This window comes from Geodermatophilus sp. SYSU D00525, assembly GCF_054050475.1.
Genome location: NZ_JBJGZK010000012.1, coordinates 76877 through 89939 on the forward strand (window position 1 = coordinate 76877; position 13063 = coordinate 89939).

Below are 13063 nucleotides of genomic sequence, written 5' to 3' on the forward strand. Positions count from 1 at the left end.
CCGGTCAGCCTACGGAGCCTCCGGCGATCCCCCCGGGACCGGTCCGCGCCGCGCCGACCGGCGGGTCGGCCGCGCCGGCGGCGCCGTCGGCGAGCTCGCCGTGCTCGGGGTAGCGCTGGGTGATCAGCGCGGTGAGCTTCCGCCGCACCGCCGCCGACACCAGCCCGGCGCCGTCCGGGCCCCCGTCGGCGCCGAGCAGTTCGCCCGGCACGACGACGTAGCGGTCGGGCGCGGCGTCGGCCTGGGAGAGGAAGGCCGCCCGCACCGCGTCGGCGTCGGCGCCCGCGGGACCGGCGGTGACGGGGGAGTCGACGACCACGGTGAGGTCGGGCAGCAGCCCGCGGGTGGCCCACAGCGAGGTGCGGAAGATGCGGTCGGCGTCCAGGCCCTGTCCCGCGCCGTGGAAGGCGATCGAGGTGTCCACGTAGTGGGTGCACACCACGACCTCGCGCCGCTGCAGCGCCGGGCGGATGACCGTGGCCACGTGCTCGGCGCGGTCGGCGGCGGCCAGCAGCGCCGCGGTGTAGGCGGCGACCGGGTGGCCCTCGCCGTCGGTCGCGCCGGCCGCCTGGGGCGCCGGCGGGTAGAGCAGCGTGCGGACCTGCCGGCCCAGCGCCGTGTCGCTCGGCTCGTGCGTGGCCACCACCGGGCAGCCGGAGTCGCGCAGCACCTGGGTGAGCTCGGCGGTGTAGCGGCGGGTGAGGTCGCGGTCGGCGCCCTCGACGACCACGAACAGGCCGGTGCCGCTGGCCGAGGCCGACAGGATGTCCGAGCTGCCCCACAGCAGCCGGAACACGTCGCGGGGGCGGGTGCCCGGCCGGCCGCGGGGGACGACCTGGCGGACGGCGTAGGCGCTGACCAGCAGCGCGAGGACGCCGCCGATCAACAGCGTGAGGCCGGGCCCGGTGAGGCTGAGCATCAGCTCGCCCACGCGCAGGTCGTGGTTGCCGAGCAGGCCGGCCAGGCCCGGGCCGACGGCGACCGACAGCAGCAGGACGATGCGCACCGACGACACGACGAAGGCGAACACCCGCCCGCGCAGCCGGTCCTCGACCTCGAAGCCGATGAGCGTGTAGCCGATGATCCAGGAGATCCCCGCGAACAGGCCGACGAGGAACGCCGCCATGGTGGCGAGGACGAAGTCCTGCAGGAGGGACATCGCCAGCAGGGCGGTCCCGGCCAGGCCGATGGAGCGGGCGAACAGGCTGCGCCGCGGGATCGTGGGCAGGATCCGCGGCCCGACCAGCATGCCGAGGGCCAGGCCGGTGAAGACGATGCCGAAGACCACGCCGTAACCGGCGGCACCGGCGTCGAGCGTGGCGATGTAGAGCTGCGCGACGCCGATGATCAGCCCGCCCGCCCCGAACGCCCCGATGACGCCGACGTACAGCGCGCGCATCAGCGGCTGCCCGCGCAGGAACGAGACGCCCTCGACGACGAGGGAGAACACGTTGGCCGCCGTCTCGCGGTCGGTCGCGGTGGGCGGGATGAGCCGCCGGGACAGGAACACGGTCGTGGCGGAGATCGCGAAGCTCACCGAGTTGAACAGCAGGGCGACGACGATCGCCGTCCGCGCGTCGCCGGCCCCGCCGCTGCCGGGGAACACGCGCGCGACCGTGGACAGCAGGGCGAACAGCAGCGACGCCACCGGCACCGCGCCGTAGACGCTGAACAGCGACACCTGGTTGGCCACGGCCAGCCGCTCGCGCGGCACGATCGCCACCCAGATCGCCTGCTTGGCCGGGTTGGTGAACAGCCCGACCGCCTCGACGAGGAACTGGGCGACGTAGAGCCAGGTCAGCTCGTAGCTGAACGCGATCGACAGGTACAGCGAGCAGGCGAGCAGGTCGCCGACGACGACGGTGGTGCGGCGGTCGAGCCGGTCGGCCAGGGCGCCGGCGATCGGGCCGAGGAGCAGGTCGGGCAGCAGCCGGGTGAGGATGACGCCGGAGATCGCCGCGCCCTGGACGCCCAGCGACTGGTCGCGGGTGAGCTGCTGGGCCATCGCGGTGGTGGCCAGCAGGCCCAGCCAGTCGCCGAGGCTCGAGACGGCGATCGCCGCCCACATGCGGCGGAACACCGGGATGCGCAGGAGGACGAGCAGCGCGTTCTCCTGCGCCCGCCCACTGGCCGACGACCCCGCCGGGCGCGCGCGGGGGCTCGCCGCCTGTCCGTCGCTCACAGTCCTCGCCGTCCGGTCGTCGCGGTCGTCCCCAGCAGGGTAGTGGCGGGGGGTGTCGATCCGGCCCCTGCCGCACCCGGACGGGCGAGTGCCGCTCAGCCGCCGGGCCGCAGCCGGGGCAGCGGGAGGGGCACCGGCGCCGGGCTGGCCGGGTGCGGGGCGACCAGGCCGAGGTCCAGCCGGGCCTCGGTGAGCCGGCGCAGCTCGGCGTAGGCGGCCGGGCCGAGCAGGGCGGTGAGCTCGGCGGCGTAGGTGGCCACCAGCGGCTCGGGGGAGACGTGCGCGGCCGGCGAGCCGGTGCACCACCAGTGCAGGTCGGCGCCGCCCGGGCCCCAGCCGCGGCGGTCGAACTCGCCGATCGTGCTGACCAGCACCGTCGTCCCGTCGGGCCGCTGGACCTCCTCCTGCTCGCGGCGCACCGGCAGCTGCCAGCAGACGTCGGGCTTGGTGAGCAGCGGGTGCAGCTCCTCGCGCAGCGCCATCCGGTGCAGCGCGCAGCCGGTGCCGCCCGGGAAGCCGGGGCGGTTGAGGAAGACGCAGGCGCCGTCGACCAGGCGGGTGCGCAGCGAGCGGACGCCGCCCTCCTCGGGGGTCACGTCGTCCGCGCTGTCCTCCTCGGTCCAGGCGCCGCGGCCGAGCGGCGCCAACTGCCAGTCCTCGTCGGTGAGGTCGGCGACGGCGGCGGTGACCCGGGCGAGGTCGTCCTCGTCGCTGAAGAACGCGCCGTGGCTGCAGCAGCCGTCGTCGGCCCGGCCTTCGACGACGCCGGCGCAGCCGCGGCCGAACACGCAGGTCCAGGCCGAGGACAGCCAGGTCAGGTCGGCGCGGACGACGTGCCGAGGGTCGGCCGGGTCCGGGAACTCGATCCACTCGCGGGCGAAGTCGGGGTCGACCTCCGGTGGCACGTCCTGCACGCCCCCAGGCTAGTGAGAGGACCCCCTCCCCCTCGTACCTCGCTCCGCTCGGCACGAGCCTCCGGAGGGGGCCAGGCAGACTGGGCGCATGCGGCTCGGGGTGCTGGACGTCGGCTCGAACACGGTCCACCTGCTCGTGGTGGACGCCCACCGCGGCGGCCACCCCACCCCGACCTACGACGACCGCGCGGTCCTGCGCCTGGCCGAGCACGTCGGCAAGGACGACGTCCTCTCCAAGACGGGGGAGAAGGCACTGGTCACCGCCGTGCGCAAGGCCTGCCGGCGGGCCGAGGAGCAGGGCTGCGACGAGGTCCTCGCCCTGGTCACCTCGGCCATCCGCGAGGCGGTCAACGGCATGGAGGTGCTCGACCGGGTCCGCGCCCAGACCGGCGTCGAGCTGCAGGTGACCAGCGGCGAGGAGGAGGCCCGGCTGACCTTCCTCGCCGTCCGCCGCTGGTACGGGTGGAGCGCGGGCCGGCTGCTCGTCCTCGACATCGGCGGCGGCTCGCTGGAGCTGGCCAGCGGCGTCGACGAGGACCCCGACGTCGCGCTGTCGGTGCCGCTGGGCGCCGGCCGGATGACCCGCCGCTTCCTGCAGGACGCCGCCGAGGGCGGCCGGCCCGACCTCGCGGCCCTGGAGGCGCTGGGCGAGCACGCGGCCGACGTGCTCAAGCCGGCGGCGAAGAAGCTGCGCGGCGCCGGCGAACCGGACCTCGTGGCGGCGACGAGCAAGACCTTCCGCACGCTGGCCCGGCTGACCGGCGCGGCGCCCTACTCGGCCGGCCTGCGGGTCCCCCGCGAGCTCACCCTCGACGGCCTCGGCCAGCTGATCGGCTTCGTGTCCCGCATCGAGGCGCGCAGCCTGGCCGAGCTGCGCGGCGTGTCGCCCGACCGCGCCCACCAGGTGCCGGCCGGTGCCGTGGTGGCGCAGGCGGCCATGCAGGCGCTGGAACTACCCTCCGTCAAGATCTGTCCGTGGGCGCTGCGCGAGGGCGTCATCCTCCGGCGACTGGACTCCTTGGGAGACGCGTGATGGCACAGCCCCGCAGGGACCCCGACTCCGGGCGCGGCCCGGAGACCGGCGGCCGGCCGCTGGCCGACATCCTGCGCGAGGCCGGCATCGAGGCACCGCGCAGCGTGCGCCGGCGCCGCGGCGACACCGGCGACATCCCGATCAAGCAGCGCCGCCGCGACCCCGACACCGAGGACGCGCCCAACCCCGGCCGCCGCGCCGGCGACACCGGCCGGGTCTCCGAGACCGGCCGGCTGTCCCGCGACACGGGGCCGGTCGCCGACACCGGCCGCCAGGCGCGGGACCGGGCCGCGGAGAAGGCGGCCGCCAGGGTCGAGAAGGCGGGCCGGGCCGAGAAGACGGGCAGGGCGGAGAAGGCCGCCGAGAAGGCCAGGAGGACCCGGGACACCGGTCGCGTCGCGGGGGCGCCGGCCGAGGACGGGCGCGGACCGGCCGAGCCGTCGACCGCGGCCATCCCCGGCATCCGGCCCTCCCGCAAGCCCGGCGTCCCCGGCGCCTCGGCGGCGGAGTCCACCCCGGCCACCGGCCCGATCCCGGTCACCCGCGCCGGGGAGACCGAGGTCCTCGACGAGCCGCTGGGCGCCCGGGAAGGCGCGCTGGCCTGGCTGCGCTTCGCCGGCGAGCTGGTCCTGGCGCTGGCCGCCGGCGTCGGCATCTACTTCCTGGCCACCGTCGTCTGGGAGCAGGTGCCGCAGGTCGCGGTCGTCCTCGCCCCGCTCGCGGTGACCGGCCTGGTCGCCGGCGTGGGCGCCTGGCGGCAGCGCACCGGGCGCGAGCCCACCGGGCTGCGCCTGGTCGCCGTCCTCGTGTTCGCCGGGACGCTGCTCACCATCGCCCCGGCCGCCGGGCTGCTCGCCGGCACCTGAGGCGCCGGCGGGCAGCCCGGCGGCACCTCACTCGTCCTCGTCGTCCTCCTCGGCGCCGGTCTGGGCGAACTGCTCGACGATCGCCGCGTTGAACGCGTCGAGGTCGTCGGGCTTGCGGCTGGTGACGAGGTTGCCGTCGACGACGACCTCCTCGTCGACCCACTTCGCACCCGCGTTGCGCAGGTCGGTCTGCAGCGACGGCCACGACGTCATCCGCCGGCCCCGGACGACGTCGGCCTCCGCCAGCACCCACGGGGCGTGGCAGATCGCCGCGACCGGCTTGTCCGCGTCGAAGAACGCCTTCACGAAGGCGACGGCGTCGGCGTCGGCCCGGACGAAGTCGCCGTTGATGACGCCGCCGGGCAGGACCAGCGCCGCGTAGTCCTCGGGATCGGCCGAGGCGACCGTCGTGTCCACCTTCCTCGTGTCGCCCTTGTCGACGTGCTGGTACATCGTGATGCTGCCGCCGTCCAGCGACACCAGCTCCGGCTCGGCCCCGGCGTCCTCCAGCGCCTGCCACGGCCGCTCCAGCTCGACCTGCTCGACGCCGTCGGTCGCGAGCACGGCCACCTTCATCCCGTCCAGTTCTCCTGCCATGCGGCCGCGGCTACCCGGCGCCGGGAGACGGCACACCCGCGCGCACTACCGTCCGGCGCAGGGGCGATGCGGCGTCCGGCGCAGGGACGATGCGGCGTCCGGCGCACACCGAGGACTGGGAGGACGGGATGGCACAGCGGCAGGGCCTGGCGGTCTACGGCGGCGGCAAGATGGGCGAGGCGCTGCTGGCCGGGCTGGTGAAGAGGCAGGGGGCCGACGGCGTCGTCGTCTGCGAGCGGCACCCGGAGAGGGGCCGCGAGCTCGCCACCCGCTACGGGATCGACGTCGTCGGGATCGAGGAGGCGGCCGCCCGCGCGCGGGTGCTGCTGCTGGCGGTCAAGCCGCAGGACCTGCCGGCGCTGCTGGAGCGGCTCGCGCCGTCGGTGGACGGCGGGCACCTGGTGGTCAGCATCGCCGCCGGCATCTCCACCGCCACGATCGAGGCGGCGCTGCCGGCCGGCGTGCCGGTGGTGCGGGTCATGCCCAACACCCCGGCGCTGGTCGACGAGGGGATGAGCGTGCTGTCGGCCGGGGCGTCCGCGGGCGAGGCCGAGCTGGACGAGGCCGAGGCCCTGCTGTCCACCGTCGGGCGGGTGGCGCGGGTGCCCGAGTACCAGCAGGACGCGGTGACGGCGCTGTCCGGCAGCGGGCCCGCCTACTTCTTCTACCTCGTCGAGGCCATGGTCGACGCCGGGGTGCTGCTCGGCCTGCCGCGGGCGCTGACCACCGAGCTGGTGGTGCAGACGGCGCTGGGGTCAGCGGTGATGCTGCGCGAGTCGGGGGAGCACCCGGCGCAGCTGCGGGACGCGGTGAGCAGCCCCGGTGGCACGACCATCGCCGGCATCCGGGAGCTGGAGCGGCACTCGGTGCGCTCGGCACTCATCGCGGCCATCGAGGCGGCCGCCCGGCGCTCGGTGGAGCTCGGCCGGGCCGACGGGAGCCGGTGACGGTAACCCGGTCGCGACCGGTGCAGTGGGACGCTGCGTGACCGTGTCGACACGTCCATGTGGAGACGCGCCGACACGGCTGTGAAGCGAGTTGCATAGGTGTAGTTCTGACAGGGACGGACCGTTCCCCGTGTTCGTTTCTTCCATCGCTTCTGTCACGCGGGTCCCCCTACTCTCTGTGTCAGCACGTGCGTGTCCCGTAGTCGGTGGGGAAGCCGACGCCCGACGCGTGCTAGGTCCGGAGAGCTGATCATGACCATGCCCCAGCGCACCAACGCCGCCTACGTCCGCCCGGCCGTCCCCGGCCCGCGGCCCATGGCCCGCCCGATGCCGGCCGCCGCTGCCGTCGCGCGCCCCGTCGGCCCGGCCCACCCCGCCGCCATGCCCGTCGGTCGCCCGTCCGTCCCGCAGCCGCGCGCCGCGGTCACCTTCCTGACCGTCGCCGAGGTCGCCAGCATGATGCGCGTCTCCAAGATGACCGTGTACCGCCTCGTGCACGCCGGCGAGCTGTCCGCCGTCCGCGTCGGCCGCTCCTTCCGCGTCCCCGAGCGCGCCGTCCAGGACTACCTGCGCGACGCCTACACCGACATCGCCTGAGCGGCCGGCCCCACGGGGCTCCGTTCCAGCACGTCGGCACCACCGTCACCCGCCGTTCCGGGTGAGATCCGTCCGGCCCGGTTCCCGCGGCAGCGTCGCCGCGGGGGCGCCGGGTAGGCTCGGGCGCCGAGCGACACCCCGGCCCCGGCCGGAGCCGTCGCACACGAGCTGATCCACACTCGCGTGGCGTCCGGTTCCGAGTCCTGCGGTCACCGGCACGACACGCGGCCACGACCTCGGGAGCAGGACATGGGTTCGGTCATCAAGAAGCGCCGCAAGCGGATGGCGAAGAAGAAGCACCGCAAGCTGCTGAAGAAGACCCGCGTGCAGCGTCGCAACAAGAAGTGAGCTGACGCTCGTGCCGCCTGCCGTCGTCCTCGTCACCGGTGTCAGCCGGTGGCTCGGGGGTGCGCTGGCGGCCGAGCTCGCTCGCGACCCGTCCATCGACCGGGTCATCGGGGTCGACACCGTCCCCCCGTCGGCGGAGTCGCTCCGCCGCCTCGGCCGCACCGAGTTCGTGCGCGCCGACATCCGCAACCCGCTGATCGGCAAGGTCATCAGCACCGCGGCGGTCGACACCGTCGTGCACATGAACATCAGCTCCACGCCCGCCGGCTCCGGCGGGCGGGGGCCGATGAAGGAGCTCAACGTCATCGGGACGATGCAGCTCCTCGCCGCCTGCCAGCGCGCGCCCTCGGTGCGCCGGCTGGTGCTCAAGTCGACCAGCGCCGTCTACGGCGCCTCCCCGCGCGACCCCGCCGTCTTCACCGAGGCGATGCAGGCGCGCCGGGTGCCCTCCGGCGGGTTCGCCAAGGACAGCCTCGACATCGAGGGCTACGTGCGGTCCTTCGCGCGCCGCCGTCCCGACGTCGGGGTCGCCGTCCTGCGGTTCACCAACTTCATCGGCCCGCGCATCGACTCGGTGCTCACCGGGTTCCTGCGCATGCCCGTCGTCCCCACCGCCCTCGGCTACGACGCCCGCGTCCAGCTGCTGCACGAGGACGACGCCCTCGGTGTCCTCACCCGCGCCACGACCGGGGACTTCGCCGGGACGGTGAACGTCGGGGGAGAGGGCACGTTGCTGCTGTCCCAGGTCATCCGCCGGCTGGGCCGGCTGCAGCTGCCGGTGCCCTCGCCGGCGCTGGGCTCCCTCGGCCGGCTCACCCGCCGCTTCGGCTACGTCGACTACTCCCCGGAGCAGATGCGCTTCCTCAACTTCGGCCGGGTCGTGGACACGACCGTGCTGCGCACCGAGTTCGGCTACACCCCGCGCTACACCACCGCCGAGGCGCTGGCCGACTACGCGCGGACCGTGCCGCCCGTGGTCCCGCCGACCCTCGTCGGCGAGGTGACCGACCAGGCCCGCGGGCTCGTCGCGCGGGCCGGGTCGGTCGCCTCCTCCGTGGGGACGACGGTCCAGGGCCGGCTGCGGCCGGCGCCGGCCCCGCCGGGACTGCGGGCGGTGCGCGATGCCTGAGGCCCGCGTCATCCGGCTGCGCCCCGACGACGACGGCGGGCCGCACGTCCCGCCGCCGTCGGACCCGAGCTGGGACGAGCAGGTCGCCGGCGGCCTGGAGTTCCTCCGCCGCCGCCTGACCGGTGAGTACGAGACGGACGAGTTCGGCCTCGACACCGACCTCACCGACCACGTGCTCCTGCCGGTCCTGCGGCCGCTGTTCAACCGGTGGTTCCGCGTCGAGACCCACGGCATCGAGAACGTGCCCACCGACGGCGGGGCCCTGGTGGTGGCCAACCACTCCGGCACGCTGCCGGTCGACGCGCTCATGGCCACCGTGGCGCTGCACGACGACCACCCGGCGCAGCGGCGGTTCCGGCTGCTCGGCGCCGACCTGGTCTTCGACCTGCCCTTCGTCGGCTCGCTGGCCCGCAAGTTCGGCGCCACCCTGGCCTGCAGCGAGGACGCCGAGCGGCTGCTGTGCGGCGACGAGCTGGTCGGCGTCTTCCCCGAGGGGTTCAAGGGCATCGGCAAGCCGTTCCGCGACCGCTACACCCTGCAGCGGTTCGGCCGGGGCGGTTTCGTCACGGCGGCCCTGCGCACCGGCAAGCCGATCGTCCCGTGCGCCATCGTCGGCGCGGAGGAGATCTACCCGATGGTCGGCAACGCGAAGACCCTCGCGCGGCTGCTGGGGCTGCCGTACTTCCCGGTGACGCCGACGTTCCCGGCGCTCGGCCCGCTCGGGCTGGTGCCGCTGCCGTCCAAGTGGCTGATCGCCTTCGGCGAGCCGATCGAGACGGCGCACCACGGCCCGGCCGCCGCCGAGGACCCGATGCTGGTGTTCAACCTGACCGACCAGGTCCGCGAGACCATCCAGCACTCGATCTACCAGCTGCTGTTGCAGCGCAAGTCCGTCTTCTCGTGACACTGTCGGCCTCCGGCCGACACCGCGGCCACGTGCCGTCCCCCTGCTGCGTGGAGCCCTTCCTGCCGCTCGGTCGCGGGAGCCTCCGGCCCCCACTCCTCACGGCACCTCGCAGGGCGCGTCACGTCGGCATCCGCGAGCGCGTGCCGTCCCCGCCCGGCGGTCGCGGCCGCGAGTCCTTCGTCGGGGGACCCTCCGGGCCCCCGCTCCTCAGAACGGCCAGGCGTTGCGGCGGCGGAGGGCGACCGCGCCGCCGACGACCCCGCCGGTGAGGGCGGCGGCCGCGACCGTGGGGACGCCGATCCGGGCGGCCTTCCGGCCGGTGCGGAAGTCGCGGACGGTCCAGTCGCGGGAGCGGGCGACCGCGCGCAGCTCGGTGTCGGGGTTCACCGCCACCGCCGTCCCGGTCAGGGTGAGCATCGGCAGGTCGTTGGCCGAGTCGCTGTACGCGGTGCAGCGGGCGAGGTCGAGGCCCTCCCGCTCGGCCAGCGCCCGCACGGCCTCCGCCTTGGCCTCCCCGTGCATGAGCTCGCCGACCAGCCGGCCGGTGTAGCGGCCGTGGACCACCTCGGCGACCGTGCCCAGGGCGCCGGTGAGCCCCAGCCGGTGGGCGATGATCCGCGCCAGCTCCACCGGCGTCGCGGTGACCAGCCACACCCGCTGGCCGGCGTCGAGGTGCTGCTGGGCGAGGTTGCGGGTGCCCGACCAGATCCGGTCGGCCATCAGCTCGTCGTAGATCTCCTCGCCGGCGGCGACGATCTCCGCCACCTCCCGGCCGGCCACGAAGGCCAGCGCGGTCTCGCGGATGGTGTGCATGTCGCCGGCGCTCTCGTTGCCCGCGACGCGGAACTTGGCCTGCTGCCAGGCGAACCGGGCGACGTCGCGCGAGGTGAGGTACTTGCGGGAGGCCAGGCCGCGGGCGAACCAGAAGAGTGAGGCGCCCATCATCATCGTGTTGTCGACGTCGAAGAAGGCGGCGGCGGTGCGGTCGGCCACCACGGCCGGGACCGGCTCGACCTCCGCGGCAGCCGCGGACGCCGCGCCGGCGACGTGCGCGCGGATCTCCTCCTCGGACGGCGCCCCGCCGTCCTGCCTGCGGCGGCCGCGGAACGGCAGACCCGGCACGGGCTCCCTCCCTGGGGTGGTCCTCCCGCCTGTGGCGGTACCGGACCGACCCTATCGGCCTCCCGCCGGCGTCCCCGACCCGGACCGGGACCTCAGCAGATGACCGGCCAGAGGCAGATCGGCAGCGGCGTGTCCAGGACCGGGGGCGGCGTGGTGGTCGACGGCGCGGACGGCTGACCGCCGCCCCCGGGCAGCGGGAGCGGCGGCAGGGGCAGGCCGCCACCGGGCGCCGGCGGGGCCGTCGTCGGCACGGGACCGCCGCCGGTCGGGGTGCTCCCGCCCCCGGGGCCGGTGGGCGCCGCCGGGCCGCTGCCCGTGGACGGCGCGGGAGGCGCGCTCGAGGGCGCCGGGACGGACGACGGGGCGGGCTGGGACGACGGCGCGGCCGGCTGGTCGGGGGTCGGGGTGCCGGGGTCGGCGGGTGCGGGGGCCGGGGTCCCGGAGCCGGCCTGCGGGGGGGCGGCGGCGTCGCAGGCGACGGGGAGCGGGCCGAACCGGTCGGCGCCGGCGACGGCGGGGCCGGCGGGGCAGTCCAGCGCGGTCTGCAGGGCCGCGGCCCGGCCGGCGACCTCGGAGACCACCCCGAGCGAGCGGGTGGCGGCGGTGCCGGCGTCCGCGGGCAGCGCGCCCTGCAGGCCGGCCAGCCCGGACCCCTGGTCCTCGGCCCAGCCGGAGAGCACCGTCAGGGGGGCGGCGTCGCGGCCGGCGACGGCCTGGGTGAGCACCAGGGCGGCGCCCTCGGTGGTCTGGGCGTCCATGGTGGCGAGGGTGTCGACGACCAGGTCGGCCGGCGGCGTACCCCCGCCGTCCTCGACGAGGTCGCCGAGCTCCTGCAGCCGGGTGGTGGCGAACTCCAGCAGCGTCAGGCCCCGCTCGTCGCCGGCCAGCGCGAGCTGGGTCTGCTCGGTGCCCCGCTTGAGGGCGTAGAGCGCGTCGCCGGGCTCGGCGTCGGTGGACAGCGCGACCAGGGAGCCGAGCGCGGTGACCGCCAGCGCCGCGCTGGCGACCCCGGCGGTCAGCCGGGACCGCCACGCCGGGCGGGCGGCCGGCCGGGCGGCCCGCAGCCGGGCCAGGCCGCGGCGCGGCTCCGGCTCCGGCGAGCGGACGGCGGCCATCGCGACCAGCCGGGCGCGGGTGGCCGCACGGAAGTCGGGCGCGGGCTCGTCGTCGAGGTCCAGGGCGAGCGCGCGGAGCCGGTCCTCGACGGCCGCCTCCCGCTGCTGCACGGACGCACGGCGGGTCGCTCCCGCGGCGTCGTGCTCGGCGCTCACCTGGGTCCTCCGGTCGCTCGGTCGGGAGTCGGTCGACGGGAGCAACGACGCAGGTCGGGGGCCGTTACGGCGTACCCGCGGGTAACAACGGCGGGTCCCCCGCCCGGGGTCCTGCGGGTCACCGCAGCCCCTCCGGCAGCAGGCTCGCCAGCCGCCGCACCGCCCGGTGCTGCAGCGCCTTGACCGCGCCGTCCTTCTTGCCCATGACCGCCGCGGTCTCCGACACCGACAGCCCCTGGAGGAACCGCAGCGAGATGCACTCCTGCTGCTCGCTGCCCAGCTGGCGGATGCAGGCCAGCAGCTGCTCGTTGGTCAGCCGGGAGACGACGGCGTCCTCGGGGCCGTCGGTGGCCTGGTCGGCGTCGCGCATGTCCGCGGTGGTGACCTCCAGCCGGAACCGGCTGCTCTTCACGTGGTCGCGGATGATGTTGCGGGCGATCGTCACCAGCCAGGCGCCGACGTCGCGGCCCTGGAACGACAGCGAGTCGATGCGCCGCAGCGCGCGGACGAAGGTCTCGCTGGTGAAGTCCTCGGCCTGGGCGCGGTCGCCCACCCGGTGCAGCACGTACCGGTAGACCAGCGTCACGTAGTGGTCGTAGAGCCGGCCGAACGCCTCGGCGTCGCCGGCCTGCGCCTGCCGGACCAGCTCCCAGACGTCGACCCGGTCGCCGGGCAGGTCCTCCTCGAGCGCCGCGAGCTCCTCGGCGAGCGCGCCCTCGTCCTCCCCGGGCTCCGCGACGAGCTCCGGGGCGACGACCTCAGGGGCGACGACCTCGGGGGTGACGACCTCGGGGGTGACGACCTCGGGGGCGACGGCGTCGGGAGCCGGGCCGTCGGGCGCGGCCGCCGCGGGGTCGACGACGACGTTCGGCTCCGCCGGAGCGCCCTCCACGCTGGCGCGCGGGTAGGGCGTCGGCCGGGGGCGCGGACTCGGCCGACGCCCCGCCGGGGCTGCGGACGACCGCTCGTCCACCGGGCGCGACTGCGGCATGCGGGACGTCGACCTCCTCGTCGGCCCGCCGAGCCGCGACGGCTCGCCCGACGGGAGTCCTCCCCGGCTCGGCGGTGTCCCGCTCTCCTGCGGGTCCTGCCCCATGGTGACAACATGACTGCGAACCGTCCACGTCGGCAGGCCGTGCGGTACGTCTCG

At 75.8% G+C, this 13063-nt stretch carries 13 protein-coding genes; 7 read left to right on the forward strand and 6 right to left on the reverse strand.

Features of this window, described 5'->3' with window-relative positions:
* Positions 1-4 precede the first annotated feature (4 nt).
* Together ACI796_RS12655 and ACI796_RS12660 are read right to left on the reverse strand one after the other, a co-directional pair.
* Positions 5-2182, reverse strand: a complete 2178-nt coding sequence (locus ACI796_RS12655; protein ID WP_456941584.1) for a bifunctional MFS transporter/dTMP kinase — start codon at positions 2180-2182, stop codon at positions 5-7.
* Positions 2183-2277: 95 nt separating this feature from the next.
* Positions 2278-3096, reverse strand: coding sequence for a hypothetical protein (locus ACI796_RS12660; protein WP_456941585.1), 819 nt, complete (start codon positions 3094-3096; stop codon positions 2278-2280).
* An 88-nt stretch (positions 3097-3184) separates the two neighbouring features.
* Between ACI796_RS12660 and ACI796_RS12665 the strand changes: the two genes are divergently transcribed.
* Positions 3185-4129 (forward strand): Ppx/GppA phosphatase family protein, encoded by a 945-nt coding sequence (locus tag ACI796_RS12665; RefSeq protein ID WP_456941586.1) that lies wholly within the window; start codon positions 3185-3187, stop codon positions 4127-4129.
* Entirely contained in the window at positions 4129-4995 is an 867-nt protein-coding gene (locus ACI796_RS12670; protein WP_456941587.1) for a hypothetical protein, read from the forward strand. Before ACI796_RS12665 ends, ACI796_RS12670 begins: the two co-directional genes overlap by 1 nt.
* A 27-nt stretch (positions 4996-5022) precedes the next feature.
* Here the strand turns inward: ACI796_RS12670 and ACI796_RS12675 are convergent, their stop codons facing one another.
* Entirely contained in the window at positions 5023-5592 is a 570-nt protein-coding gene (locus ACI796_RS12675) for a type 1 glutamine amidotransferase domain-containing protein (RefSeq protein ID WP_456941588.1), read from the reverse strand.
* Positions 5593-5720: 128 nt separating this feature from the next.
* On the opposite strand from ACI796_RS12675, the gene proC reads away from it, so the two are divergent.
* The 5 genes from proC (at position 5721) to ACI796_RS12700 (ending at position 9517) form a co-directional block, all read left to right on the forward strand.
* Positions 5721-6539 (forward strand): pyrroline-5-carboxylate reductase, encoded by an 819-nt coding sequence (gene proC, locus ACI796_RS12680; protein ID WP_456941589.1) that lies wholly within the window; start codon positions 5721-5723, stop codon positions 6537-6539.
* 252 nt (positions 6540-6791) lie between these two features.
* The gene (locus ACI796_RS12685; protein ID WP_456938194.1) at positions 6792-7136 is read left to right on the forward strand and encodes a helix-turn-helix domain-containing protein; all 345 of its coding nucleotides are present in this window, start codon (positions 6792-6794) and stop codon (positions 7134-7136) included.
* 249 nt (positions 7137-7385) lie between these two features.
* On the forward strand, positions 7386-7484 hold the full coding sequence (locus ACI796_RS12690; protein ID WP_012854759.1) for a 30S ribosomal protein bS22: 99 nt from the start codon (positions 7386-7388) through the stop codon (positions 7482-7484).
* Between the two features lie 10 nt (positions 7485-7494).
* Positions 7495-8613: an NAD-dependent epimerase/dehydratase family protein gene (locus tag ACI796_RS12695; protein WP_456941590.1), complete on the forward strand. Its 1119-nt coding sequence runs from the start codon at positions 7495-7497 to the stop codon at positions 8611-8613.
* Positions 8606-9517, forward strand: coding sequence for a lysophospholipid acyltransferase family protein (locus tag ACI796_RS12700; RefSeq protein ID WP_456941591.1), 912 nt, complete (start codon positions 8606-8608; stop codon positions 9515-9517). The genes ACI796_RS12695 and ACI796_RS12700 overlap by 8 nt, the downstream gene beginning before the upstream one ends.
* 210 nt (positions 9518-9727) lie before the next feature.
* On the opposite strand, the gene ACI796_RS12705 is transcribed toward ACI796_RS12700, so the two are convergent.
* The 3 genes from ACI796_RS12705 to ACI796_RS12715 all read right to left on the reverse strand — a co-directional run bounded on the left by ACI796_RS12705 (position 9728) and on the right by ACI796_RS12715 (position 12805).
* Positions 9728-10642 (reverse strand): HAD family hydrolase, encoded by a 915-nt coding sequence (locus ACI796_RS12705; protein ID WP_456941592.1) that lies wholly within the window; start codon positions 10640-10642, stop codon positions 9728-9730.
* Between the two features lie 92 nt (positions 10643-10734).
* Positions 10735-11913 (reverse strand): DUF5667 domain-containing protein, encoded by a 1179-nt coding sequence (locus ACI796_RS12710; RefSeq protein ID WP_456941593.1) that lies wholly within the window; start codon positions 11911-11913, stop codon positions 10735-10737.
* A 118-nt stretch (positions 11914-12031) separates the two neighbouring features.
* On the reverse strand, positions 12032-12805 hold the full coding sequence (locus tag ACI796_RS12715) for a sigma-70 family RNA polymerase sigma factor (RefSeq protein WP_456941594.1): 774 nt from the start codon (positions 12803-12805) through the stop codon (positions 12032-12034).
* Positions 12806-13063 lie beyond the last annotated feature (258 nt).